Origin of the sequence: Streptomyces sp. NPDC086835 (assembly GCF_044745705.1) — a bacterium.
Taxonomy (GTDB): Bacteria; Actinomycetota; Actinomycetes; order Streptomycetales; family Streptomycetaceae; genus Streptomyces.
This window is the reverse complement of record NZ_JBIVAU010000008.1, coordinates 59,179-82,582: the sequence shown is the minus strand read 5'-3', so window position 1 is coordinate 82,582 and position 23,404 is coordinate 59,179. Positions and strand designations below refer to the sequence as shown.

The following is a 23,404-nucleotide window of genomic DNA, read 5'->3' as shown; positions in this document are numbered from 1 at the left end:
CGCCATGGCCGACACACTCAAGGGGCGGGCTCCCCGGGCCCGCGCTCCCAAGGCCGGCGCCGCGCTCGACGCGCGGCGCCGGGCCCAGCGCAGAAAACGCCGCCTCGCGGTCCTGTTCGTCCTGCCGGCCGTGCTGCTGCTCGGTGCGCTGGTCGTCTACCCCGTCCTCTTCTCCGTCGGACGGAGCCTGTTCGACGCGAGCGGTGAGCAGTTCGTCGGCGCGGCGAACTACACGGAGATCTTCCAGGACCCCGCGACCCTCAAAGCCATCCGCAACAGCACCATCTGGGTCGTGGTGGCACCGGTCCTGCTGACCGGCCTCGGCCTGATGCTGGCCGTCCTCACCGAGAAGGTCCGCTGGGCGACCGCCTTCAAGCTGGTGCTCTTCCTGCCCATGGCCGTGTCGTTCCTCGCCGCGGGCATCATCTTCCGGCTCGCCTACGAGCAGAACCCGGACCGCGGCGTCCTCAACGCGGTGGTCGTCGCCGCCCACGACGCGTTCGAGGACCCGGCGGCCTACCCGACCGCCCGCGTCCGCGAGCAGTCCGGTCTCACCGGAAAGGCCGGCGGCCCGTACACCACCGAGGACACCGTCCGCCCCGGCAGTCCGGTCAGCCTCGGCTTCGTCGGCGTCGCACCCGACGCGGTTCCCGCGGACGCACGGCCCGCCAAGGCACCGGCCGGCGGTGACGGGATCGGCGGCGTCGCCTACCTCGACTTCGTCCCGGGCGGCGGCGGCACACAGGGCAAGGTCGATCCGGCGGAGAAGGGCCTGCCCGGCATGACCGTCGAAGCCGTCCACGACGGCGAGGTCGCCGCCACGGCCACCACCGCCGCCGACGGATCCTTCCGCTTCGACGGCCTGGCCGAGGGCGAGTACACCGTCCGGCTGCCCGCCTCGAACTTCGCCGCGCCCTACCAGGGCGTCAACTGGCTCGGCCCGGCGCTCGTCACCCCGGCCATCATCGGCGCCTACCTGTGGGTGTGGACCGGCTTCGCGATGGTGCTCATCGGCGCCGGCCTCGCCGCCATCCCGAGGGACGCGCTGGAGGCGGCCCGGATGGACGGCGCCACCGAAGGCCAGATCTTCCGCAGGATCACCGTGCCGCTGCTGGCGCCCGTGCTCACGGTCGTCTTCGTGACGCTGGTCATCAACGTGATGAAGGTCTTCGACCTCGTCTACATCATCGCGCCCGGACCGGTCCAGGAAGAGGCCAATGTACTGGCCACCCGGATGTGGCTGGTGTCCTTCGGCGGCGGCAACGACCAGGGGCTCGGCAGCGCCCTGAGCGTCCTGCTGCTCCTGCTGGTCGTACCGGCCATGATCTTCAACGTCCGGCGCTTCAGAAGGAGCCGATCATGAGCGCCCGCACCACCGTCGAGCGGCCGCCCACGCAGCGGGCCGCCGCGACCCGGCCGGTCCGGCCCTCCCCGCCCGGACGCCCCCGCCGCCGGGGCCGGCTCGCGAAATGGCTGGGCAGCGGAGCCGTCCAGGCCCTGCTGATCGTCGTCGCACTCATCTGGATCACCCCGCTGGCGGGACTGTTCCTCTCCTCCATGCGGTCGGAACGCGACAACGCGTCCGACGGCTGGTGGACGGCGCTCACCGACCCCTCGCAGCTGTCCCTCGACAACTACACCGCGCTCTTCGAGGACTCCGGCATCGCCGGCGCCTTCTGGAACACCGTTCTGATCTCGGTCCCCGCCACCCTGCTGGTCGTCGGTATCGCGGCGCTCGCCGGATACGCCTTCGCCTGGCTGGACTTCCCCGGCCGTGACGCGGTCTTCCTCGTGGTCGTCGGCCTGCTGGTCGTGCCCGTGCAGATCGGTCTGCTGCCGGTGGCCAAACTCTTCGGCGCGGTCGGCCTGTTCGGCACGGTCGCGGGCGTCATCCTCTTCCACGTCGCGTACGGGCTGCCGTTCGCCATCTTCCTGTTGCGCAACTACTTCGCGGAGATCCCGCGGGAGATGCTGGAGGCGGCGCGGATGGACGGCGGCGGGGAGTGGCGGATCTTCTCCCGCCTGGTCCTGCCGCTGGGCCGCCCGGCCATCGCGAGCCTGGCGATCTTCCAGTTCCTCTGGGTCTGGAACGACATGCTCGTCGCGCTGCTCTTCGCGGACAGCGAGTCGCAGCCGCTGACGGTGGCGCTGCAGTCCCAGATGCGGCAGTTCGGCAGCAACATCGGCGTGCTGGCGCCGGGGGCGTTCCTGTCGCTGGTGGTACCGCTGGTCGTCTTCTTCGCGTTCCAGAGGCACTTTGTGCAGGGGGTCATGGCGGGTTCGGTGAAGTAGGGCTGCGGGTGGGGTCCCGCTGCGCGGGGCCTGTTCCCCACCCCGCCCCTTCCCGGAACCGGGCTCCGCCCGGACCCGTACCGCGCTGCGCGCGGTGTCCTCGAACTCCCCCTACGGCCTGGCGGCCGTGGGAGGTGCCCCCAGGGGGCTGGATTTCGCGCCGCGGAACCAGCTTCGCCCGACGGCGGCATTCACGCCTCGCTGCGGGTTCCTCCTCCGCCCGCCAGGGCGTAGGAGGAATTTGCGGCGCCGGGGTCCGGTGGGGGTCCACGCCGCCAGGCGTAGTGGCAGGAGCCCCCGAAACACCGCGCGGAGCGCGGTAGGGGGTCCGGGGCGGAGCCCCGGTTACGGGAAGGGGCGGGGTGGGGAGAGCCATGCCGCCGCCCTCGTCAGTGCGGCGCCGCGTCCAGCGTTCGTGTCAGTGCGTCCAGCTCCTCACGCAGGGCACGGATCCGTGCCGGCGTCAGGCCCGTCGCCTCCGCGATCCGCCGCGGCATGCCGAGCGCCTTCTCGCGCAGCGCGCGCCCCGCCTCCGTCGGCCGGGCCGTCACCGAGCGTTCGTCCTCCGTGCTGCGCCGACGTTCCACGTAGCCCGTTGATTCGAGGCGTTTCAGCAGGGGGGACAGCGTGCCGGAGTCCAGGCGCAGGTGTTCGCCGATCTCCTTGACGGGCAGTTCGCCGTGCTCCCAGAGGACGAGCATCACCAGGTACTGCGGGTACGTGAGGCCGAGGTCCTTCAGGACGGTGCGGTACACGCCGTTGAACGCCCGGGACGCGGCATGCAGCGAGAAGCAGATCTGGTGTTCGAGGCGGAGGAAGTCCTCGTCCGGGACGTCCGCCAGTGTCTTCTTCTCCATGCCCCCACCCTACCAAGCCGCGACCAATTAAGTTGTGCTCAATTTAATTGTGTGCTTTGATTTGGGTCATCGGTTCCCGACCACGACGAAGAGGGATGCACCCCCATGGACGCCATCTACACCGCTGTCGCCACCGCCAACGGCCGCGAGGGCCGTGCCGTCAGCTCCGACGGCCAGATCGACCTCCCGCTCGCCTTCCCCGCGGCCCTCGGCGGCAACGGGCAGGGCACCAACCCCGAGCAGCTCTTCGCCGCCGGGTACGCCGCCTGTTTCGCCAGCGCGATGGGCGCCATAGGCCGCCAGGAGAAGCTCGACGTCAAGGACGCCTCCGTGACCGCGGAGGTCAGCATCGGCAAGGACACCGACGGCGGTTTCGGCCTGTCCGTGATCATGCGTGTCGAGCTTCCCGACCACCTCCAGGGCGAGGTCGGCCAGGAACTGCTGAAGAAGACCCACGCGTACTGCCCCTACTCGAAGGCCACCCGCGGAAACCTGCCGGTCGAGATCGTCGTCGAGTAATCACCGGCCGGTCGCCCTGTGTGATCACCCCTGGCCGGCCCCCCCCGGCGTCCCCGCGGCGCCGTGACCGCTCCCGCGGCCACGGCGCGTGCTGGAGGAGGCAGAGGAAAAGGTGCTCGGCCCGGGGATTGCGCTTAGCTTGGCGTGGTCCGGACCCGCATAGCAGGCCGCGCTGTCGTGAGCAGCGTCCGAAGGTGGTGAAACCGTGTCGGATGCCGACGCCCCGAACCACGCCCCACCCGCGCAGGACACCCTTGCCGCGGCCCTTCTGGAGGTGCTGTTCGCCAGGTCGTCGGGTGCCCTCCATGTGCTCGACGACCAGCTGACCGTGGTCCGGGCCGACGGCCCGGACGCGGCGGCGGACGTCGCGGGCGCCTTCCTGGGCCGGCCGTTCACCGAGGTCTACCGGCTCGACGAGCCGCACACGGCGGAGAGCCTGCTCCGGGAAGTCCTCATCAGCGGCAGGCCGGCGACGGAACAGGTGTTCAGCGGGCGCCGCGTCGACGACGAGGGCCCCGCGCGCCGCTTCCTCATGCAGGCCTACCGCCTCGACGACTCCCGCGGCCGTTCACTCGGGCGGGTGCTGGCCTGCATGGCCGACGTCACCCAGCGTGAGAAGGCCCGCCGGCGCAAGGCCGCCCTCGCCGCGGTGCGGGAGGCCGTGGGCCGGACCCTGGACGTGACGGCGACGGCGGAGGCGTTCGCCTCCGCCGTCGTACCGGCGTACGCCGACATCGCCGTGGTCGACGTGCTGGACGACGTACTGCGCGGCACCGTCCCCCTCGCCGGCCCGCCGGAGCGGGACGTGCCGCTCCGGCGTGCCGCCTTCCGCAGTTGCGACGAGGCCGCGGTGCCGGCGCGGCCGGTGGGCGACGTGCGGGGTCTGCCCGACCTCACGCCGTACGGCAGGGTGCTCGCCGACTTCCAGCCGCGGCTCGTCGCCCTGGACCGGGACGCGCCCTGGCTGAGGGCGGACCCCGGCCTCGCCCGGGCGATCCGCGCGTCCGGCGCCCGTTCCATGGTCGTGGCGCCGCTGTCGGTGCGGGGCGCCCCGCTCGGGCTGGTCACCCTCTACCGGTGCGAGGACGCCGAGCCTTTCGAGGAGGCGGACCGGACGCTGGTGCTCAGCCTGGCCGCCCACACCGCGCTCAGCATCGACAACGCCCGCAGGTACGAGTACGACCACACCGTCGCCTCCACCGTCCAGCGCCGCCTGCTGCCGCCGAGGACCGCCGCGGGACCGGCCGTCGAGACCGCGCACCTGTATCTGTCCGGGACCAGGAGCGGCTGCTGGTTCGACACGATCGGCCTCTCCGGGGCCCGGACGGCGCTGGTCGTGGGCAACGTCAGTGGGGAGGGCATCGAGGCCGCAGCGGCGATGGGCCAGTTGCGCATGGTCATCAACGCGCTCGCCGCCCTGGACCTCGAGCCCGACGAACTGCTGGCCAGGCTCAACGACACCGCCAACCGGCTGGCCCGGGAACGCGCGGCGCTGCCGCCGGGGGACCCGCTGCACCGGCAGCCGCTGACGGCCACCTGCACCTACGCCGTGTACGACCCGTTCACCCGCGTCTGCGCCGTCGCGCGCGCCGGACACCCGGCTCCGCTCGTCGTCCGTCCGGACGGCAGCGCCTCGACACCCGACGTGGCCGAGGGGCCGCAGCTCGGCTCCTTCGACACCGCGCCGTGCGCGGTCACCACCGTCACCCTCGAAGAGGGCAGCCTGCTCGCCTTCTTCACCGGCGGGCTCGAGCAGGACGGGACCCTCGCGAGGCCCGCCAGGAAGGCCCTCGCCCACCCGGACCACGAGCTCGCGGAACTCTGCGACGCCGTCGCCTACACCCTGCCGGCGGACGCGGGCCCGGAAGGGGTCGCACTGCTCCTCGCGCGTACGGGCAGTGTCGTCGCGGACCATGTGGCCGAGCTGGAACTGCCGCACGAGCCGACGGCACCGGCCCTCGCGAGGACCTTCGCCCGTGATCTCCTCGGCGCCTGGGGCATCGACGACGGGACGACCTTCGGCACCGAGCTGATCGTCAGCGAACTGGTGACCAACGCCGTGCGCTACGGCACGCCGCCGCTGCGGCTGCGGATCATCCGCGGCGACACGCTCACCTGCGAGGTGCACGACGCCAGTTCGGTCTCCCCGCACCTGCGCCACGCCCGCACGGTCGACGAGGGCGGGCGGGGACTGTTCATCGTCTCGGAACTCGCCGCGAACTGGGGCACCCGCTACGCCGGCGGCGGCAAGGTCCTGTGGACCGAACAGCCCTTGCCGCCACCGGACTGACTCCGGCGGGCCTCAGCCCCGCGCGGGGCCGGGGACCGTGCCGTTCAGGACCACGGTCCGGTGACCGCGAACGTCGTGCCGGGCGTGTAGCAGTTCACATACATCGTCTCCCCGTCCGGCGAGAACGCGACGCCGGCGAACTCGCCGTACTCGGGGTCCTCCGGCGTTCCGATGTTCTGCGCGTTCCTGGCCGCCGGGTAGACCTTGCCGCGCCGGGTGACGCCGTACACGTACTGCTCGCCGCCGCCGTCCTCGCACACCATCAGGCCGCCGCTGGGCGCCAGGCAGATGTTGTCGGGGGACTCGCCGGGCAGTTGGACGTCCGTGTCGGGGCCGAAGACGATGACCAGGGTGAGGCGCCGCCGGTGCGGTTCGTACTTCCACACCTGACCGAAGTGGTCTCCGGCGGACCCCTCCGAACTGCGGGCGTAGCTGGACACGAAGTACACCGACCTCCCGCCCCAGTAGCAGCCCTCCAGCTTCTGCGCGTGGGTGATGCCCTTCGGCCCGAAGTCCTGGAGCCTGATGGGCGTTTGCTTCGCCTGGCTGTCCGGCACGGGCACCCATTCGACCCCGTCGAACGACGCGCCGGTCTCCTGGATCCGCGACAGGTCCGGCACGCCGGGCACCCGCATCGCCTCGAGTGCGCCGCCCGCGCGGAGCGAACCGGTGCCGCCCAGCGGCTTGTTCGGCAGGAACCGGTAGAAGAGGCCGAAGGGGCGCTGGAAGGCGTCCTCCGTCTCGTAGACGATCCCGGTCCGCGGGTCGACGGCGATCGCCTCGTGCTGGAAGCGGCCCATCGCGGTGAGCGGCACGGCGCCGGTGCGGTGCGGATCGGCGCCGTCGACCTCGAAGATGAAGCCGTGGTCCTTGGTGTAGCCGTTGGTGCCGGCCCGGTCCTCGTTCTCCTCGCAGGTCAGCCAGGTGTTCCAAGGTGTGGGCCCACCGGCGCAGTTGACGGCGGTGCCGGCGATGGCGACCCGCTCGGAGCGGACGTCGCCCCGGCTGTCCAGTTCGAGCACGGTGCAACCGCCCTTGGCGGCCGGGTCGTAGGTCAGGCCCTGGACGGTGGGCACGCCGATCCTGCCGGTGTGCCGGTTCTCGTGGTTGCGGACGAGGTGGATCCGTCCGCGGCGGCCGGCGAACGCGGCCATACCGTCGTGGTTGCCGGGGACGCGTCCCTCGCCGGAGAGCAGTGGTTCGCCCTCACGGGACAGGACCTTGTAGCTGAAGCCTCTGGGCAGATCGAGCAGACCGTCGGGGTCGGGGACGAGCGGGCCGTACCCGGCGTGTCCACGGGCGGCCGCGGTGCCGGCGAAGAGCTCGGAGAACGCACCGCTGAAGAGGATCCCGGCGCCGACCGCACCGGTGCCGGCCAGGACTTGACGTCGTGTTGCAGACATGAGGCAACTCCCTGCTGGGGGCACCCCCATGCCGAAGGCGATGGGGGAGGACAGGTGACCCGCACGTGTGTATCACGCAGAAAACCCGACATGTAACCGTGCGGGCCCCTGTGCCTCGAGGTGTCGGTGTGTTAGACGAGCGACGCCGAGACGGTGATCGTCGTGCCGGTAAGGGCCTGGCTGACCGGGCAGTTCGCCTTGGCGTCCTCGGCGGCCTTGACGAAGGCGGCCTCGTCGAGGCCGGGTACCTGGCCCTCGACGGTGAGGTGGATGCCGGTGATGCCCTCACCCGGCTGGAAGGTCACCTCGGCCTTGGTCTCCAGGCGGGCCGGCGGGTTGCCGGCGCCGGCGAGGGCGTGCGAGAAGGCCATGTTGAAGCAGCTGGAGTGCGCGGCCGCGATCAGTTCCTCCGGGCTGGTCCTGCCGCTCTCGGCGGGCTCGGTCCGGGCGGCCCAGGTGACCGGGTACTCGCCGATGCCGGACGAGTCCAGGGTGACGACACCCTTGCCCTCGAGGAGACTGCCTTCCCAGACGTTGTGAGCCTGACGCGTGGTGGCCATGATGGTTCCCTTCAGATCGGGTTACGGCCCCAAACCTACTGCGCCACCAAGGCCTTCGCGTCGCGTGCCAGCGCGGTGAGCCGGGAGATCGCCCGGAAGTACTTCTTCCGGTAGCCGCCGTTCAGCATCTCGTCACTGAAGAGCTGGTCGAACGGCAGGCCGGAGGCGAGCACCGGCACCTCCCGGTCGTAGAGCCGGTCGGCGAGCACGACCAGCCGCAGTGCGGTCGACTGGTCGGGCACGGGCCGGACGTCGGTGAGGCACACGGCCCGCAGCCCGTCGGTCAGCGCTCCGTAGCGGCTGGGGTGCACCTTCGCGAGATGCTCCAGCAGATTCGGGAAGTCGTCGAGGGACGCGTCCTTCGTGGCGTACGCGGCCTTGGTGACCTGCTCGTCCGAGTACGGGGGAGGGGCCTCGGGAAGCCCGCGGTGACGGTAGTCCTCGCCGTCGATCCGCAGCGGGCGGAAGTGCGCGGACAGGCCCTGGATCTCCCGCAGGAAGTCGGCGGCCGCGAAGCGTCCCTCGCCGAGCTTGCCCGGCAGTGTGTTGGAGGTCGCCGCCAGCGCCACGCCGGCGTCGACCAGCCTGCCGAGCAGCGTGGAGACGAGGACGGTGTCGCCCGGATCGTCCAGTTCGAATTCGTCGATGCACAGCAGCCGGTGCCCGCTCAGGGTCTGCACGGTCTGCTGGAAGCCGAGCGCCCCGACGAGGTTGGTCAGCTCGACGAACGTGCCGAACGCCTTGAGCGAGGGGTCCGCCGGGGTGGCGTGCCACAGTGACGCGAGCAGGTGCGTCTTGCCGACGCCGTACCCGCCGTCGAGGTAGACACCGCGGGGGCCGGCCGGAGCCGCCGCCGCCTTCCTGGCGAACCAGCGCCGCTTCCCGCCGCCGGCGGGGTGCGCCGTGCCGAGGCCCGCGGCGAAGCCGTCCAGCACCTTGACCGCCTCGGTCTGGCTGGGCTGGTTCGGGTCGGGCACGTACGTCTCGAAGCGGACCGAGTCGAAGCGCGGCGGCGGCACCATCTCGGCGACCAGGCGGTCGGCCGGGACGTGGGGCTCGCGGGCGCACAGCGACAGGGGAACGGCTTCGGCTATCGGGCTGGTCGGCACAGTAACCAACTCTAAGGGCCTGCTCCGCGGATCTTGGCCGGGGCCCCGGGTGCCCCGGCCGGGGCGGGGTCCGCGTGCCAGACTGCACCGTATGCGACGCCTGTTCCCTGTGACCGACCAGACAACCGCAGCCGGCGACCGGGAGTGGTCGCTGGACGACCTCGCCGACGCCTACGCGTACCCCGAGCGGGGCCCCGCCGCGGGCGGCGAGGGCGATGCCCACGGCAGCGCCGGGCCGGGAGCGGCCGAGGCGCGCAGCGCCGGCGCCGGCGTGTGGCTGCGCGCGAACATGGTCTCCTCCCTCGACGGCGCGGCCCAGCACGACGGCCGCTCGCAGCCGATCTCCTCCGACGCCGACATGCGGATCTTCGGAACCCTGCGGGGCCTGGCCGACGCCGTGGTGGTGGGCGCGGAGACGGTGCGCACGGAGGGCTACCGGCCCGCCCGTGCCCGTGACGCCTTCGCCGCGCGCAGGGCCGCCGCCGGTCAGGGCCCCGCTCCGGCGATCGCGGTGGTCAGCGCCTCGCTGGATCTCGACTTCTCGCTGCCGCTGTTCACCGAGCCGCTGGTGCCGACGCTGCTGCTGACCGGAGCGGCGGCCTCCCCGGAGCGGGTCCGGGCGGCGGAGCGGGCCGGAGCGGAGGTCGTCGTCGCGGGTGACGGGCCGGGTGTGGAACCGGCCAGGGCGGTGCACGCGCTCGCGGAGCGCGGCCTCGTGCGGCTGCTGACGGAGGGCGGCCCGAGGATGCTGGGTCAGTTCGCCGCCGCCGGGGTACTGGATGAGCTGTGCCTGACGGTGTCGCCGACGATGACGGTGGGGGACGCCCAGCGCATCGCCGGGGGACCGGTGCTGCCGGATCCCACGCGGTTCGCACTGGATTCCGTATTGGAGGAGGCGGGCTTCCTGTTCACGCGGTACCGGCGGCTTTGAGCCGGTGGCGTCCGAGGTGGCTTCGAAGGCGACTTCGGGCAATTAGCGGAATGTTCCGTTCCGCTTAGCCCCGGGCGGGCACACTTGAATGCGCACCCCGTGCGGGCACGGGGAAGGACGGTTTCCGCAGTTTCCGCAGAAGGGCTCCTGAGGTGTTCACAAGCGTATTGATGATCGAGAAGCCCCTGACCTCGGAGGACGTGGAATTCGTCACCACGCTGCACGGGGAGGAAGGCGCCTCGTTCATCGTGCTGATGCAGCCGCGTGGTGATCAGGCCGACGTCCTGCTGCGCGCCATCGACGACGTGGCGATCGGTGATCTGAAGGACGCGGTACGGGAGGGCGAGGAGCCCGAGGGCGCGGAGGCCAAGGCGCCCGCGCAGCGCGCACTGGAACACTCGCTGGCCGCCCTGCGCGCGGCCGGCTGCGAGGCGGTCGGCCACCTGGTGGAGGACCGCCCGCTGGACAAGCTGAAGTCGGTGGTCGACGAGGCGGACGCCGACGAGGTGATCGTCCTGACCGAGCCGCACTACGTGGAGGAGTTCTTCCACCGCGACTGGGCCTCCAGAGCCCGGCACAAGGTGGGCGTGCCGGTGCTCAAGCTCTTCGCGCACAGCGAGTGAGCGGCGAGCGGGTCCGGAGCGGAGGGCCGCAGGCAATAGGGTGGGCAGCCGCACGTAGTCGTACATCTTGGGGAGAGAAGACCATGGCACCCGCCGTCCCTGGCGCGATGGAACGCCCGCACTTCATCGGCATCGGCGGAGCCGGCATGTCGGGCATCGCCAAGATCCTCGCCCGGCGCGGCGCGAAGGTCGCAGGCAGCGACGCCAAGGAGTCGGCGACCGCCGAGGCCCTGCGCGCCCTCGGTGTCACCGTGCACATCGGGCACGCGGCGGAGCACCTCGCCGACGACGCCACCAGCGTCGTCGTCTCCAGCGCCATCCGCGCCGACAACCCGGAGCTGGTGCGCGCGGCCGAGCTGTCCGTGCCGGTCGTGCACCGCTCCGACGCGCTCGCCTCCCTGATGACCGGCCTGCGCTCGATCGCCGTCGCGGGCACCCATGGCAAGACGACCACGACGTCGATGCTCGCCGTCGCCCTGACCGAGCTGGGTCTCGACCCCTCGTACGCGATCGGCGGCGACCTCGCCGGGCCCGGCACCAACGCGCGGCACGGCGACGGCGACATCTTCGTGGCGGAGGCGGACGAGAGCGACCGCAGCTTCCAGAAGTACGACCCCGAGGTCGCGATCGTCCTCAACGTGGAGCTGGACCACCACGCCAACTACGCCTCGATGGACGAGATCTACGAATCCTTCGAGACCTTCGCCGGCAAGATCGTCCCCGGCGGCACGCTGGTGATCTCCGCCGACCAGGCCGGAGCGGTCGAACTCACGGCCAAGGTCCGCGACCGCTCCTCGGTGAAGATCGTCACCTACGGCGAGTCGGAGACCGCGGACGTCCGCGTCCACAAGATCACCCCGCGCGGGCTGACCAGCGAGGTCACCGTCCTGCTGGACGGCCGCCTGCTCACCTTCACGGTCTCCGTCCCCGGCCGCCACTACGCGCTCAACGCGGTGGCGGCGCTCGCCGCCGGTGTCGCCCTCGGCATCCCGGCGCACAACCTGGCCTCCGCGATCGGCGCGTACACCGGCGTCAAGCGCCGCCTGCAGCTCAAGGGCGAGGCGGCGGGCGTCCAGGTCATCGACTCGTACGCGCACCACCCGACGGAGATGACCGCGGACCTCGAGGCCATGCGCGGCGCGGCGGCCGGATCCCGGCTGCTGGTCGTCTTCCAGCCCCACCTGTTCTCGCGCACCCAGGAACTGGGCACCGAGATGGGACAGGCGCTGGCCCTCGCGGACGCCTCGGTCGTCCTCGACATCTATCCGGCCCGTGAGGACCCGATCCCCGGCATCACCAGCGAGCTGATCATCGACGCGGCGCGCGCCGCCGGCGCGGAGGTCACGGCCGTCAGTGACAAGGCGGCCGTCCCCGAGGTGATCGCGGGAATGGCGAAGCCCGGCGATCTCGTTCTCACCATGGGCGCGGGCGACGTCACGGACCTCGGTCCGGACATCCTGGCCCGCCTGTCGAGCTGAGGAGGCGCGTTTCATGGCGTACGACGTCGAGAAGCCGGACGAGCAGTGGCGTGCGGAACTGACCCCGGGCGAGTACGCGGTGCTGCGCCAGGCAGGGACCGAGCCCGCCTTCGTCGGCGAGTACACGGACACCAGGACGGCCGGCGTCTACTCGTGCCGGGCGTGCGGTGCGGAGCTGTTCCGCTCCGACACCAAGTTCGAGTCCCACTGCGGCTGGCCGTCGTTCTACGACCCGAAGGACACGGACGCGGTCGAGCTGGTCCCCGACAGCTCCCACGGCATGGTCCGCACCGAGGTGCGCTGCGCGCGGTGCGGATCGCACCTGGGCCACGTCTTCGAGGGCGAGGGCTATCCGACCCCGACCGACCAGCGGTACTGCATCAACTCGATCTCGCTGCGTCTGGAGCCGGACGAGTCGTGAGGTGAACGGCACAGGGCCCGTCGGCACACGCCGACGGGCCCTGTTGTGTGTGCGAAGGGGTCAGCCCCCGACGACACCCGACTTGGCGATGGTGATCTTGGCCGAGGGGGTGCCGGAGCGCGAACCCAGGCCCTCGATCTTCTTCACGACGTCCATGCCCTCGACGACCTCGCCGAAGACGACGTGCTTGTTGTCGAGCCAGTCGGTGACGATGGTCGTGATGAAGAACTGCGAGCCGTTGGTGTTCGGTCCCGCGTTGGCCATGGAGAGCTGGCCGGGCTTGGTGTGCTTGAGCTGGAAGTTCTCGTCGGCGAACTTCTCGCCGTAGATGCTGCGGCCCCCCGTGCCGTTGCCGGCGGTGAAGTCGCCGCCCTGGAGCATGAAGTCGGGGATGACGCGGTGGAAGGAGGAGCCCTCGTAGCCGTAGCCGTGCTCGCCGGTGGCGAGCTCACGGAAGTTCTTGGCGGTCCGGGGGACCACGTCGTCGAAGAGTTCGAAGACGATCCGGCCCGCGGGCTGGTCGTTGATGGTGATGTCGAAGAAAACGTTGTTGGCCATTATTTCATCCTGACATCCGGGGCCACCCTGATGCACATCCGCCCCTCCGATCGGCGCCCGAGCTCATCCGGACGCCGACACCAGACCCGTCTCGTACGCGATGATGACCAGCCGCACCCGGTCCCTGGCGTCGAGCTTGGAGAGCAGACGGGTCACGTACGTCTTGGCCGTGGCGACGCTGATGAACAGGGTCTCGGCGATCTCACTGTTGGACAGGCCGCTCCCCACCAGCGTCAGCACCTCCCGTTCGCGGTCGGTGATGCCGGTGAGCTCCCGCTTTTGTCCGCTGCCGGCGGGGCGCCCGGCGAACTCGCGGATCAGCCGGCGGGTCACGGCGGGGGCGATGAGACCGTCGCCGGCGGCCACCACCCGCACCGCCGCGAGGATGTCGTCCAGAGCCATGTCCTTGACCAGGAAGCCGGCCGCCCCGGCGCGCAGCGCGCCGTACACGTAATCGTCGTCGTCGAACGTCGTCAGAACGATCACATGCGTCCCGTCGAGCCGTTCGACGATCTGACGTGTCGCCTCGATGCCGTCCGTGCCGGGCATCCGGATGTCCATGACGACCACATCGGGGCGCAGCTCCGCGGCCAGTGCGACGGCCTCCGCGCCGTCACGGGCCTCGCCGACCACCTCCATGCCCTCGGCCTCGGTGATCACCATCCGCAGCGCCGCCCGGACCAGAGGCTGGTCGTCGGCGAGTACGACCCTGATGCTCATCGGACACCTGCGGGCACGGGCAGCCGGGCGGCGACCCGGAACCCGCCGCCGGGGCGCGGGCCGGCGGAGAAGTCGCCGTGCAGCAGGCCCACCCGTTCCCGCATCCCGACCAGGCCGTACCCGGTGTCCGCCGTCGCGCCGTGGCCCCGGCCGTCGTCGACGACCTCGATCGACAGCTCGTCCTCCCGCTGCTCGACGGTCACCCGGCAGGAACGGATGCCCGCATGGCGCACCACGTTCGTCACCGACTCCTGGACGATGCGGTACGCCGACAGGTCGACCTCCGGCGGCAACGGCCGCTGATCGCCCACCCGGCGCACCTCGACCCGGACGCCCGCCGCTGTGGTCGCGGCCGCCAGCCCCTCCAGGTCCGCGAGCCCCGGCGTCCCGGCCGCCCCGTCCTGTCGGCCGCCCTCGACGAGCTCCGCCTCGCGGAGCGCGCCGAGCATCCGCCGCAGGCCCGCCAGCGTCTCCCGGCTGGTGGTCTCCACCTCGCCCAGCGCCTCCCTGGCCCGCTCGGGCCGGCTGTCGATGACGCGCCGGGCCGCGCCCGCCTGGAGGGCGATGATGCCGATGCTGTGCGCGACCATGTCGTGCAACTCCCGTGCGATGCGCAGTCGCTCGTCGGTGACCGCCTGGGCGGTGCTGCGCTCGCGCAGTTGCTCCGCGTGGGCCCGGGACTCGTGCGCGGACGTGCCCATGAGCCAGGCGACGACAGCCGTCAGGGCCACCGCCAGCTCGGCGGAGGTGCCCGTGTTCCAGCCGCTCAGCCACCGCGTGGCCAGAAAGCCGGCCAGCACTGCGAGCGCCATGGTGACGGCGATACGGCTGGTCCGGCGCGACCGGGCGGCAGCGACGAAGTACAACGCGACGTCGACGGCCAGGAACTGGGCCAGCGGGATCTCGCCCACGCTCAGCGGAATCGTCCCCAGCACCGCCGCGGCCAGCAGCCGGCCGACCGCGGCGAGCGGCCGGCGGCTCAGCAGACGGCTGCCGTCCAGCGCCAGGGCAGTCGCCAGCGCAAGGAAGGTCAGGCCGTCCCAGCGGTAGAAGACCACTCCGGCCAGTACCAGGGGCTCCTCCTCGCCCGGCAGCCGGAGCCGGACGAGGAACGTGAAGACCAGGCCCGCGCACCAGGCCAGTGCCGTCCAGACACCGGGCGGCGCGTTCCACCACGGCTTCGGGGGCCAAGTGCCCTCGGACAAGGGGGAACGCGGTGTCGCGGACATGGCGTGATCGTAGACGGAAGCCCTACGGCCCGGAATCGGACCGTGGGTGTACGACCACGGTCGACGCGGCGCCGCCGAGAATGCCCGCCCCGGTCCGATGCCGGACACGGTCCGGCCCAGGGAGCGTTGGCCGCATGATCGAGGTCAACGAACTGACGAAGCGTTACGGCGGGACGACGGCCGTGAAGGACCTGACGTTCACCGTGCGTCCGGGCCGGGTCACCGGGTTCCTCGGCCCCAACGGCTCCGGCAAGAGCACCACGTTGCGGATGGTGCTGGGCCTGCACGCCCCCACCACCGGCACGGTCACCGTCGACGGCCGGCCCTTCCGGGACAGGCCGCGAGGACTGCGGCACGTGGGGGCGCTGCTCGAGGCGGGCCAGGTGCACGGCGGGCGCAGCGCGGCCGCCCATCTGACGGCGCTCGCCCGGTCCAACCGCATCCCGCGCGCACGGGTCGGGACGGTCCTGGAACAGGTCGGACTCGCCGGCGTCGCGCGGCGGCGGATCGGCGGCTACTCCCTCGGGATGCGGCAACGGCTCGGGATCGCCGGAGCGTTGCTCGGCGATCCGCCGGTGCTGCTCTTCGACGAGCCGCTCAACGGGCTCGACCCGGAAGGCGTGAAGTGGGTGCGCGGGCTCTTCCGGGAACTCGCCGCCGAAGGACGCACGGTGTTCGTCTCCAGCCACCTGATGTCCGAGATGGAGCACACCGCCGACGAACTCGTCGTCATCGGCCGGGGCGAGCTCATCGCCGCCGAGAGCCTCACCGACTTCGCCGCACGGGGGAGCGGCTCCGGCGTCACCGTCCGCACCCCGGACCGCGACCGGCTGGCGGCACTGCTCACCGGCGAGGGAGCGACCGTCCGCGTGGACGGCGGCGTGCTGACCGTCACCGGGGTGCCGGCGGCACGCATCGGCGAACTCGCCCTCGACCACCGGATCCTGCTGCACGAGGTCACCACCCGCAGCGCGTCACTGGAGGATGCCTTCATGGAACTCACCGCCGACAGCGTCGAGTACGCGGCAGGAGAGACCCGATGACCACCGCCCTCGCACCACACACGGCGGAACCCCGCGCCCGCTTCCTCGATCTCGCCGCCGCCGAGTGGCTCAAACTGTGGTCGCTGCGATCCACCGGCTGGAGTCTGCTGGTCGCCGCGCTGACGGTCCTCGCGTTCAACGTGGGCAAGGCCTGGGACAACGTCCGGTACTGGCCGGACGAGCCGGGGTACGCGGAGAAGTTCATCGCCGACGGCATCCCGCTGATGCACGCCTTCACCACCGACGCGAGCACGGTGATGATGCTCGCGACCGGCGCGTTCGGCGCGCTCGCGGTCACCGGCGAGTACAGCACCGGGCTCATCCGCACCACGTTCGCGGCCGTCCCCGCCCGCCGGTCGGTGATGGCGGCCAAGGTCTGTGTCGTAGCGGCGGTCATGACCGTTTTCGGCGCGATCGTCACCGCGGTGTCGTTCGCCGCCACCCAGGCGATCCTGTCCACCGAGGACGCCGGCGTCTCCCTCGACCACCCGGGCGCACCGCGCCTGGTCGTCGCCTCGGCGCTGCTGGCCCCGGTGGCCGCACTCGTCGGCGCCGCGCTCGGCACGCTGATCCGGCACGGCGCGGGCGCGGTCGTGGGCAGCGTCCTGCTCCTGCTGCTGCTTCCCCTCGTCCTCGGCGAGGACCGCCACTGGTCGGCCGTCCTCGCCCACGCCATGCCCTACGTGGCCTGGATGCGCCTCGGCGACAGCCCGTACGACCCGGGCGCGGTCCCGTACCCGTGGACAGCCGTCGGGGCGTGGACCGTGTACGCGCTCTGGGCGCTCGCGGCGGCCGCGGTGGCGGTGACGACGGTGCACCGCCGCGACCAGTGAGCCGTAGGCCGTGACCTGACCGTCCGACGCCCGGCGGGCCGGCCCGGCCGCGGCCGGGCCCACCCGGCAGTCACAGGAGCGGGTGGGGCTCCGCTAAGCGGCAGGCGGCTCCTCGGGCACCACCGGCTTGTTCACACAGTCGAAGGCGTCCGCCACGACCTTGGCGGAGTGCAGCAGATGAGTCAGATGCGCCCGGGCGTCGGTGTCACCGGTGAGCGTGTCCGTCATCAGCCCCTCGATCGGGACCTCGCTCTCCTGCTGCGCGGGTGTGCCGGCGATCTTGCACCGCACGTACACGCGGTAGCGCGTCGCTCCGTCGGCGTCCTTCCCATGGACCAGCCTGACGTCGGAGTTGACCTCGGTCACGGTCTGCGCGGGGCTGACGTCCGACGCCTTGTCGAAGCGCTGGTCGAAGGGGAAGTAGGAGGGCCCGTACCGCAGCTCGAACAGCCCGGCGCCGCCGGTCGCCCGGCAGAGGTCCGCCCTGAGGAACGTACGGGCTCCGCCGTCGGCGGGGCCCCAGTTCCCCACCTGCCGGTGGAACAGCGAGCGTGCCTTCTCCAGATCGTCGCCGGGCTCCGGACGGGACGTGCCGCCCGTGCGGTCCTTCAGCCACGCCGTCCCGGCGTCGCCCAGCAGCGCGTCGCAGGCGGAAGCGTCTGCGGTGGCCGGGGGCGGGTCCTCCTTGCCGCCGTCCTCGCCGGCGGTGCAGGCACCCGCCCCGAGCAGAACAACGGCCAGGGCGACCGCCGTGAGCCGCCGTCCCACGGTCACCACCCCCGCGCGGCTTCGGTGCCGCCGAGCCGGCCGCCGTCGTTGTACCGCCCCTCGGCACGCTCGGCCAGTTTCCGGATGTCGTCGTCACTCATTCCCTGCGCCTCGGCGTAGTTCAGGAGCGGTGTCATGGCGTTTCTGCTTCCGTCGTACTTCGCCTTGTCGATGCCCGCGACCGAGTCGTCGAAGTTGTCGAACTCGTGGTCCTTCAGCCACTGCATGGTGTCCGTGGAGACCTGCGTGTTGATGGCCCCGCCGACCGTCTCGATGGCCAGCGGGACGGCGACCATCGCCAGCGGGCCGGTGGGGACGATCAGCGCGGTGGCCGCGCCGACGCCCACGCCGACCGCGGCCTCGGCCGCGAACTTGCGCCACTCGCCCTGCTTCTCCAGTTCGAGGTTGCGCTTGTCCTTGTCGTCGGCGAACTCCTTGCCGATCGCCTCGGCCCGGGCCTGGTCCAGCAGACCGTGCATCCTCGCGCTGTTCACACCGGCGTCCAGCGCGTCCGACTGGTTGCCCTGGGCGGCCATCGAACTCGTGCCGTAGACCTGCTGGGCGGTGGCGACCGTCTCGTACGAGCCCTCGTCGGAGGCCAGCGCCCGCAGGAAGTTCTTGCTGCCCGTCTCACCGAAGTCGCGCAGGCGCTGCTCCTCGGAGTTGTACAGGCCGTCCCTGCCCGAGGCTGCTCCGGTGCCGCCCCAGTCGGCCATGGAGTAGTTGAGGCTGTCGATGTGGCCGGCCGCCATGTTGGCCAGGCTGTCGCGGATGCCGTCCTGCTTGTCGATGACGTCGGCCGACGTGTAGTGGTCCACGACCCGGTCCATGAGGAGGGTGCGCTCCTCGCGGGCGGCGATGGCGTCCGCGCTGTCGAGGGGCGGGATCGACGGGGTCTTGTCGTCGTACGCGTACCCGAGCGTCCCCGCTTCCAGGGCGTGGCCGAGGTTCTTGAACCCGGTCGTCCTGCCGTCCTCGTCGGTCGGCCACGCGCGTGCGCCGTCGCCGCCCTTCTCGACGAGGTAGTCCCAGTTGCTCATCGCGTCGTCGCCCTTGCCGGACGATCCGTTGAAGAACTCCAAGGACGCCTCGGGGTTGTGGCCGAGTGCTTCCATCAAGTCGGCGACCGGGTCGCTCTCCGGCTTCGTGGCGCCGGGCGGGTAGGAGAGCTGCGCCGGGTCGAAGTGGCTGTTCCAGAGCTGGTCCGGGCCGCCCAGTACGGGGTCGTCCGACTTGCGCTCGAACTCGAGCAGCCGGGTGCCGTACTTGTTGAGGAAGTCGGTGTCCCACTTTCCCTCGGTCATCAGGGGGCCGAGGACCTTGAAGCCGTACGGTGCGCTGGGGATGCCGCTGCTGGACTTGATGTGGTCGTCGCCCAGTTCGATCATCCGGTCCTTCCACTGCTGCATCTCAGGGGAATCGGACCGGCTGGCGTTGGCGAGGGTGATGCCGAGGTTGTCCTGGACCTTGGCGAGGATCTTCGCGCGGTCGCTGCCCGGTTCGGGCGTGCGTCCCTGGCCCGGGTCGGCGATGCTGCGCCAGAACTCGAGTGTGCCGTCGGCGCCCAGCTTGGTCGCGAACCGCTCGGCGAAGGCCGGATTGTCGCGATGGTACTTCGCGATCTCGTTGAACCGCTTCAGCTCCGCGTCGGTCAACTGGTCGCCCTTGCCCGCGAGCTTGACCATGGCGTCGGCGTCCTCGATGCCCTGCCGGCGGTCGGCGTCCTTGAGCCCGCTGTAGCCCTTCTCGTCGAAGTCGTACTTGCTCTCGGCGTGCTTGCGCAGCGCCCGCGCGGCGATCCGGTCGGTCTCGTTCGCCGCCTCCAGGATCTTCGCGATCTCGGCCGCCGCACTGTCGACGACTTCCTGGCTCGGCTGCTCCTTGGGCCCGCCCTCGACCTCACGTGGCGGGCCGGAGTACATCGCGGCGCCCTTGGCGTCGATGTAGATCCACTGCTTGGCCCACTTGTCGATGGCGGCCTTCAGGTCGTCCTGGTTCTTCTTCAGGTTCGTGGCGGCTTCCTGAAGGATCTTGTGGATGCTGCGTGCCTCGGTGACCATGTCGTCGAACTGGCGAGCCGTCGTGGTGGTGAACTCCTTGGTGACGGTGGCGTTGTCGCCCTTCCAGTCCGCGGCGGTGGCCTTGCGCTCGAAGTCGGCCGCGTTGATACCGCCGTCGCCCCCGTCGGCGAGAAGGACGAGTTTGTCCAGCATCTGCTTCCACTGCGTGACCGCTGTGTTCAGCTTGCCGAAATTCAGGTCCTGCAGTTCCTGGCACGTCACCATGTCGTGTTCCCGATTCCCCGTTGCCCTCGTGGTGTGCTGCGGATCTACTTGAACTGGTCGTAGATGCGCGACACGGTCATCGTCTTGCCGCCGGCGTCCTGCATCCCCAGCACGATCTTCTTCTCCTCCGCCCCGTGCGTGGAGCGCGAGTGGTCGAGGTGGTTGGAGATGTGGCCGCAGGCTTCCCTGAGGGTGCGGAGCTTGGTGTTCCAGGCGTCGTGCACCTCGAGAAGACCGGCACCCATGTCGAGACCGCTGTTGAAGAGGTCGTTGGACGCCTCGAAGGTGGCTACGCGGGCGTGGTCGCCGTCGGTCGCCAGCTGCCCGTGCAGCGAGCGGGCCATGTCACCCAGTTTGCCGAGCACATCGTCGTAAACGGTCAGGTCGGTACCACCGGAGCCGGACGAGGCCAGCTGATTGAGCCGTGTTTGCGTCGAACCCGACGCAGGGGAAGCGGCTTTGGCCTGCTCCCACTCGTCCCATGCCATGGTTGGCCCCCGCCGTGTCTCTTGATGATCTGTTGTGTCGTTGCATGACCGTACAGGGCCCACCGTAGTCAATTGCCGAGTGCAAAGGGACCGGCGGACGGCGCCGCCGCGGAGACATTCACGAAGATCCCACAATCGACCCGGGCCGAGGCGGAGTACCTCGCGGCCGGAGGCCCGGGAAGGGCCTCGTTCGACCTGCTGGCGCCGTTCTTCGCGCCCGATGTCACCTTGCATCAGGCGGGTACCCTGCCCCACGGCGGAACGTGGCGCGGGCACGAGGGCTTGGGGCGGTTCTTTCTCGACCGCGGCGGTTCTCACCCAGGTGAGAGCGAGAGCCCGTGCCACCGGACGGGAGCTGCAGTTCCCGATCCTCCAGCAGGTCAGGGGCGAGGACGGACGGCTCTGCGAAGTCCGACCCTTCTACCGGGACGCGAAGGAGATCGCCGACGCCTGTCTGGTGTCCTCACGCTGACCGGGCCACTCGGTGCCGGCCTGCGGGGCCTGGACGCGTGGGCGACCGACGGGCAGGGACTTGGCCGCGGCGACGGAGAGCGGGGGAGCGGGGCATGGGGGCCGGGCGGCAGTCGCTGGGGAGGCGGTTCGGATGGCTGTGGGCGGCGTACGGGGTCAGCACGTTCGGCACGTGGCTGGCGTTCGACGCGTTCGCCCTGATCGCGATCCTGGCCCTGGACGCCGGGCCCACGCAGGTGTCGCTGCTGGCGGCCGCCGGGTCGGCGGTGGGCGTGGCCGTCGCGGTGCCGCTCGGGCCGTGGGTGGAGTTCCGCCGCAAACGGCCGGTGATGATCGCCATGGACCTGCTCCGGTTCACGGCCCTGATGAGCATCCCCGTCGCGTACGTGCTCGGCGCGCTCAGCCTCGCCCAGCTCCTCGTCGTGTCCGTCATCGCCGCCGCGGCGGACATCACGTTCAACGCGGCCGCCGGCGCGTGTCTGAAGGCGCTGGTACAGCCGCGGGACCTGCTCGTCGCGAACGGGCGGCTGGAAGCCACGACATGGACCGCCACCATCGTCGGACCGCCGCTCGGCGGGGCCGTGATGGGCCTGTTCGGCCCGGTGGCGTCCCTGGCGGCCAATGCCGTCAGCTACCTGCTCTCGGCACTGGGCATCCGTGCGATCGGCGGCGGCGAACCGCGACCCGCGCGCACCGATGCAACGCCACGGCTCCGTGGAGCCGACCTGTTCGCCGGATGGCGTCACATCCTTGCCGACCCGGTGCTGCGCCCGCTGTTCCTCAACACCACCCTCGTCAACGGCCTGATCATGGCGACCTCACCGCTGCTCGCCGTCCTCATGGTCGGCCGTCTCGGTTTCACGCCGTGGCAGTACGGCCTGGCCTTCGCGGTGCCTTGCGTCGGCGGCCTGATCGGCTCCCGGCTGGCCCATGGACTCGTCGCGCGGTTCGGGCAGCACAGGGTCCTGCTCACCGCCGGGACGCTACGAGCGTGCTGGTCGGTCGGGCTGGCCTTCGTCGGCCCGGGCGTCGCGGGGCTCGTGCTCGTGATGACCGTCGAGTTCGGCCTGATCGCCTGTATGGGCGTCTTCAACCCGGTGTTCGCCACCTGCCGGCTCGAACGGACCCCGTCGGACCGGGTCGCGCGCACCTTGTCCGCGTGGTCGGTCACCAGCAAGGCCACCATCGCGGCCCTGACCGGACTGTGGGGCCTGCTGGCCGCCGTCACGAGCCCTCGCGCCGCCATCGCGATCGCCGGTCTTCTCGCCCTGGCCACCCCGTTCCTGCTCCCACGGCGCGTCCCGGGGGCAGACCCCGCACAGCCGGCCGCCGCGGTCGGTGAACGGCAGGCATGAGCCGCCCCGGCGGCAGGGTCACCGGCGACGTCCACCTAGCCGGGCAGCGGGATGCCGGCCCGGTGTGCCTGGAGTTCGGAGCGGACGAGCTCCAGCAGGCGGCCCGTCCAGTTACGGCCCCGGCCTCCGTTGTCGCCCCAGAAGCCGGAGGCCGCGTCGTCGTAGATCAGGGTCGCGTCGCCGGTGGCGAGGAGGATCTCGGCCAGGTCCGGATGCTGGGTGTACTTGGCTCGCAGCAGGCCGGTCATGACGGCCGTGCGGGCGTGTTCCCAGCCCGCGCGGCGGGTGGCTTCGGCGGCGAGCCGCTGGGCGGCGTACGGGTTGCCGGCCGCCATGACGGCGGCGCGTGCGTCGTCGTCGGCGACCGACAGGGCCCAGTAGGCGTGGGCCACGGAAGGATAAGTGACCCCGCCGGCCTCGACGGGCGCCGGGTAGTCGTTGCGCAGGGCCTTCGTGCCCGGGTCGCTCTCCCGGTCCCTCGGGTGCGTCTGGTACAGGTGGATCGCCGGTGCGTACGGGGTGGCCGGCCCGTCCGCCGGGACACGCGAAGGGCGTTCGGCGATCGATCGGGCCCGCTCCTCGAAGTACGCGAGGGCTTCGTCGTAGTCCTCCTGCGTGACCGGCTCGTCGGACCAGCTCTCGAGCTCGCCGCCCGGCCCGGCGACCAGCGCCTGGAGCGGCCAGTCCTTGCTGTCCATGTCCCCGAGCGCGTAGTGGCGCTGCGTCTCTGGGATGGCGAGGTAAGCGGCGCGGGCCGCGGCCCGGTTCTCCTCGGTCCTGTCGGCGAGGAAGACGTCGACGGCGGCCAGGCAGCGGGCCGTCGAGTCGGGGCGGCCGTTCAACTGGTCGACGGTGTCCCGCACCTCGGCGAGCAGCAGCTCGGGGGTCACCCAGGTGTACGGCCTCGCGAACTTCCAGTCGGCCAGGCCGTGGGCCGACGCGTCGGCGCCTTCCGGGAACGACGTCGCCACCCAGCCGCTGCGGAGCTTCTCCTCGAACTCGTCGAGGGTGACCAGGCCCCAGCAGTCGACGAGTCCGTCCGCGAAGACGAACAGGTCGGTGAGGAAGAACCGGCCACCGTTGCAGATGAAGGCGTGCCGCCAGGTGCCGGGTATGCGGACGCCGTCCGCCGTGCGATGGGTGATCCGTTCGCCGATCATCCCGTCATTGT

Annotated in this window: 22 protein-coding genes and 1 pseudogene; 12 read left to right on the top strand and 11 right to left on the bottom strand. The window is 71.3% G+C overall.

The window, feature by feature from the left end; genetic code table 11:
• The first annotated feature begins 4 nt into the window (after nt 1–4).
• Entirely contained in the window at nt 5–1,363 is a 1,359-nt protein-coding gene (locus tag ACIPJI_RS24640; RefSeq protein WP_402248869.1) for an ABC transporter permease subunit, read from the top strand.
• Nucleotides 1,360–2,292: a carbohydrate ABC transporter permease gene (locus ACIPJI_RS24635; protein ID WP_307708927.1), complete on the top strand. Its 933-nt coding sequence runs from the start codon at nt 1,360–1,362 to the stop codon at nt 2,290–2,292. Before ACIPJI_RS24640 ends, ACIPJI_RS24635 begins: the two co-directional genes overlap by 4 nt.
• A 389-nt stretch (nt 2,293–2,681) precedes the next feature.
• On the opposite strand, the gene ACIPJI_RS24630 is transcribed toward ACIPJI_RS24635, so the two are convergent.
• Nucleotides 2,682–3,149: a MarR family winged helix-turn-helix transcriptional regulator gene (locus tag ACIPJI_RS24630; protein WP_307708928.1), complete on the bottom strand. Its 468-nt coding sequence runs from the start codon at nt 3,147–3,149 to the stop codon at nt 2,682–2,684.
• Nucleotides 3,150–3,254: 105 nt separating this feature from the next.
• Here ACIPJI_RS24630 and ACIPJI_RS24625 point away from each other — a divergent pair, with 105 nt between their 5' ends.
• Nucleotides 3,255–3,668: an organic hydroperoxide resistance protein gene (locus tag ACIPJI_RS24625; protein ID WP_307708929.1), complete on the top strand. Its 414-nt coding sequence runs from the start codon at nt 3,255–3,257 to the stop codon at nt 3,666–3,668.
• A 205-nt stretch (nt 3,669–3,873) separates the two neighbouring features.
• A complete protein-coding gene (locus ACIPJI_RS24620; protein ID WP_402248866.1) occupies nt 3,874–5,958 on the top strand; it encodes a SpoIIE family protein phosphatase in 2,085 nt (694 codons plus the stop codon).
• 44 nt (nt 5,959–6,002) lie between these two features.
• Here the strand turns inward: ACIPJI_RS24620 and ACIPJI_RS24615 are convergent, their stop codons facing one another.
• The 3 genes from ACIPJI_RS24615 to zapE all read right to left on the bottom strand — a co-directional run bounded on the left by ACIPJI_RS24615 (nt 6,003) and on the right by zapE (nt 9,039).
• Nucleotides 6,003–7,391 carry an alkaline phosphatase PhoX gene (locus tag ACIPJI_RS24615; protein WP_402248864.1) on the bottom strand — a complete coding sequence of 463 codons (1,389 nt, stop codon included), beginning with the start codon at nt 7,389–7,391 and terminating at the stop codon, nt 6,003–6,005.
• A gap of 101 nt (nt 7,392–7,492) precedes the next feature.
• Nucleotides 7,493–7,921, bottom strand: a complete 429-nt coding sequence (locus tag ACIPJI_RS24610) for an OsmC family protein (protein ID WP_307708932.1) — start codon at nt 7,919–7,921, stop codon at nt 7,493–7,495.
• 35 nt (nt 7,922–7,956) lie between these two features.
• Nucleotides 7,957–9,039, bottom strand: coding sequence for a cell division protein ZapE (zapE, locus tag ACIPJI_RS24605; protein WP_402248862.1), 1,083 nt, complete (start codon nt 9,037–9,039; stop codon nt 7,957–7,959).
• A gap of 82 nt (nt 9,040–9,121) precedes the next feature.
• Between zapE and ACIPJI_RS24600 the strand changes: the two genes are divergently transcribed.
• From ACIPJI_RS24600 to msrB, 4 genes are all read left to right on the top strand, one after another.
• The gene (locus tag ACIPJI_RS24600; protein WP_402248860.1) at nt 9,122–9,961 is read left to right on the top strand and encodes a pyrimidine reductase family protein; all 840 of its coding nucleotides are present in this window, start codon (nt 9,122–9,124) and stop codon (nt 9,959–9,961) included.
• A gap of 152 nt (nt 9,962–10,113) precedes the next feature.
• Nucleotides 10,114–10,584: an indole-3-glycerol phosphate synthase gene (locus ACIPJI_RS24595; protein ID WP_307708935.1), complete on the top strand. Its 471-nt coding sequence runs from the start codon at nt 10,114–10,116 to the stop codon at nt 10,582–10,584.
• An 83-nt stretch (nt 10,585–10,667) separates the two neighbouring features.
• Nucleotides 10,668–12,062, top strand: coding sequence for a UDP-N-acetylmuramate--L-alanine ligase (gene murC / locus ACIPJI_RS24590; RefSeq protein WP_402248858.1), 1,395 nt, complete (start codon nt 10,668–10,670; stop codon nt 12,060–12,062).
• Nucleotides 12,063–12,075: 13 nt separating this feature from the next.
• Nucleotides 12,076–12,483 carry a peptide-methionine (R)-S-oxide reductase MsrB gene (gene msrB / locus ACIPJI_RS24585; RefSeq protein ID WP_402248856.1) on the top strand — a complete coding sequence of 136 codons (408 nt, stop codon included), beginning with the start codon at nt 12,076–12,078 and terminating at the stop codon, nt 12,481–12,483.
• Nucleotides 12,484–12,543: 60 nt separating this feature from the next.
• Here msrB and ACIPJI_RS24580 read toward each other — a convergent pair whose 3' ends face one another.
• From ACIPJI_RS24580 to ACIPJI_RS24570, 3 genes are all read right to left on the bottom strand, one after another.
• Nucleotides 12,544–13,041 carry a peptidylprolyl isomerase gene (locus ACIPJI_RS24580; RefSeq protein ID WP_402248855.1) on the bottom strand — a complete coding sequence of 166 codons (498 nt, stop codon included), beginning with the start codon at nt 13,039–13,041 and terminating at the stop codon, nt 12,544–12,546.
• Between the two features lie 63 nt (nt 13,042–13,104).
• Complete coding sequence (locus tag ACIPJI_RS24575) at nt 13,105–13,761, bottom strand: response regulator (RefSeq protein ID WP_402248853.1); 657 nt, start codon at nt 13,759–13,761, stop codon at nt 13,105–13,107.
• Nucleotides 13,758–14,990, bottom strand: coding sequence for a sensor histidine kinase (locus tag ACIPJI_RS24570; protein WP_402248852.1), 1,233 nt, complete (start codon nt 14,988–14,990; stop codon nt 13,758–13,760). Before ACIPJI_RS24570 ends, ACIPJI_RS24575 begins: the two co-directional genes overlap by 4 nt.
• Before the next feature lie 134 nt (nt 14,991–15,124).
• Between ACIPJI_RS24570 and ACIPJI_RS24565 the strand changes: the two genes are divergently transcribed.
• Together ACIPJI_RS24565 and ACIPJI_RS24560 are read left to right on the top strand one after the other, a co-directional pair.
• A complete protein-coding gene (locus tag ACIPJI_RS24565) occupies nt 15,125–16,033 on the top strand; it encodes an ABC transporter ATP-binding protein (RefSeq protein WP_402248850.1) in 909 nt (302 codons plus the stop codon).
• A complete protein-coding gene (locus ACIPJI_RS24560; protein WP_402248848.1) occupies nt 16,030–16,866 on the top strand; it encodes an ABC transporter permease in 837 nt (278 codons plus the stop codon). Before ACIPJI_RS24565 ends, ACIPJI_RS24560 begins: the two co-directional genes overlap by 4 nt.
• A gap of 93 nt (nt 16,867–16,959) precedes the next feature.
• Here the strand turns inward: ACIPJI_RS24560 and ACIPJI_RS24555 are convergent, their stop codons facing one another.
• From ACIPJI_RS24555 to ACIPJI_RS24545, 3 genes are read right to left on the bottom strand one after another with little or no spacing between them, the layout of a single operon-like run.
• A complete protein-coding gene (locus tag ACIPJI_RS24555) occupies nt 16,960–17,634 on the bottom strand; it encodes a hypothetical protein (RefSeq protein WP_402248846.1) in 675 nt (224 codons plus the stop codon).
• 2 nt (nt 17,635–17,636) lie between these two features.
• On the bottom strand, nt 17,637–19,919 hold the full coding sequence (locus tag ACIPJI_RS24550; protein ID WP_402248844.1) for a hypothetical protein: 2,283 nt from the start codon (nt 19,917–19,919) through the stop codon (nt 17,637–17,639).
• Between the two features lie 44 nt (nt 19,920–19,963).
• Nucleotides 19,964–20,407: a hypothetical protein gene (locus ACIPJI_RS24545; protein WP_402248842.1), complete on the bottom strand. Its 444-nt coding sequence runs from the start codon at nt 20,405–20,407 to the stop codon at nt 19,964–19,966.
• A gap of 126 nt (nt 20,408–20,533) precedes the next feature.
• On the opposite strand from ACIPJI_RS24545, the pseudogene ACIPJI_RS24540 reads away from it, so the two are divergent.
• Together ACIPJI_RS24540 and ACIPJI_RS24535 are read left to right on the top strand one after the other, a co-directional pair.
• Nucleotides 20,534–20,879: pseudogene (locus ACIPJI_RS24540) on the top strand (nuclear transport factor 2 family protein).
• 94 nt (nt 20,880–20,973) lie between these two features.
• On the top strand, nt 20,974–22,233 hold the full coding sequence (locus ACIPJI_RS24535) for an MFS transporter (RefSeq protein WP_402248840.1): 1,260 nt from the start codon (nt 20,974–20,976) through the stop codon (nt 22,231–22,233).
• Nucleotides 22,234–22,268: 35 nt separating this feature from the next.
• On the opposite strand, the gene ACIPJI_RS24530 is transcribed toward ACIPJI_RS24535, so the two are convergent.
• A complete protein-coding gene (locus tag ACIPJI_RS24530) occupies nt 22,269–23,393 on the bottom strand; it encodes an NADAR family protein (RefSeq protein WP_402248838.1) in 1,125 nt (374 codons plus the stop codon).
• Between the last annotated feature and the right edge of the window lie 11 nt (nt 23,394–23,404).

Coding starts and splice junctions, on each gene's coding strand:
- ACIPJI_RS24640 (WP_402248869.1), top strand. CDS start 5: ATGGCCGACACACTCAAGGGGCGGGCTCCCCGGGCCCGCGCTCCCAAG.
- ACIPJI_RS24635 (WP_307708927.1), top strand. CDS start 1,360: ATGAGCGCCCGCACCACCGTCGAGCGGCCGCCCACGCAGCGGGCCGCC.
- ACIPJI_RS24630 (WP_307708928.1), bottom strand. CDS start 3,149: ATGGAGAAGAAGACACTGGCGGACGTCCCGGACGAGGACTTCCTCCGC.
- ACIPJI_RS24625 (WP_307708929.1), top strand. CDS start 3,255: ATGGACGCCATCTACACCGCTGTCGCCACCGCCAACGGCCGCGAGGGC.
- ACIPJI_RS24615 (WP_402248864.1), bottom strand. CDS start 7,391: ATGGGGGTGCCCCCAGCAGGGAGTTGCCTCATGTCTGCAACACGACGT.
- ACIPJI_RS24610 (WP_307708932.1), bottom strand. CDS start 7,921: ATGGCCACCACGCGTCAGGCTCACAACGTCTGGGAAGGCAGTCTCCTC.
- ACIPJI_RS24600 (WP_402248860.1), top strand. CDS start 9,122: ATGCGACGCCTGTTCCCTGTGACCGACCAGACAACCGCAGCCGGCGAC.
- murC (WP_402248858.1), top strand. CDS start 10,668: ATGGCACCCGCCGTCCCTGGCGCGATGGAACGCCCGCACTTCATCGGC.
- msrB (WP_402248856.1), top strand. CDS start 12,076: ATGGCGTACGACGTCGAGAAGCCGGACGAGCAGTGGCGTGCGGAACTG.
- ACIPJI_RS24580 (WP_402248855.1), bottom strand. CDS start 13,041: ATGGCCAACAACGTTTTCTTCGACATCACCATCAACGACCAGCCCGCG.
- ACIPJI_RS24575 (WP_402248853.1), bottom strand. CDS start 13,761: ATGAGCATCAGGGTCGTACTCGCCGACGACCAGCCTCTGGTCCGGGCG.
- ACIPJI_RS24570 (WP_402248852.1), bottom strand. CDS start 14,990: ATGTCCGCGACACCGCGTTCCCCCTTGTCCGAGGGCACTTGGCCCCCG.
- ACIPJI_RS24565 (WP_402248850.1), top strand. CDS start 15,125: ATGATCGAGGTCAACGAACTGACGAAGCGTTACGGCGGGACGACGGCC.
- ACIPJI_RS24560 (WP_402248848.1), top strand. CDS start 16,030: ATGACCACCGCCCTCGCACCACACACGGCGGAACCCCGCGCCCGCTTC.
- ACIPJI_RS24550 (WP_402248844.1), bottom strand. CDS start 19,919: ATGGTGACGTGCCAGGAACTGCAGGACCTGAATTTCGGCAAGCTGAAC.
- ACIPJI_RS24545 (WP_402248842.1), bottom strand. CDS start 20,407: ATGGCATGGGACGAGTGGGAGCAGGCCAAAGCCGCTTCCCCTGCGTCG.
- ACIPJI_RS24535 (WP_402248840.1), top strand. CDS start 20,974: ATGGGGGCCGGGCGGCAGTCGCTGGGGAGGCGGTTCGGATGGCTGTGG.
- ACIPJI_RS24530 (WP_402248838.1), bottom strand. CDS start 23,393: ATGATCGGCGAACGGATCACCCATCGCACGGCGGACGGCGTCCGCATA.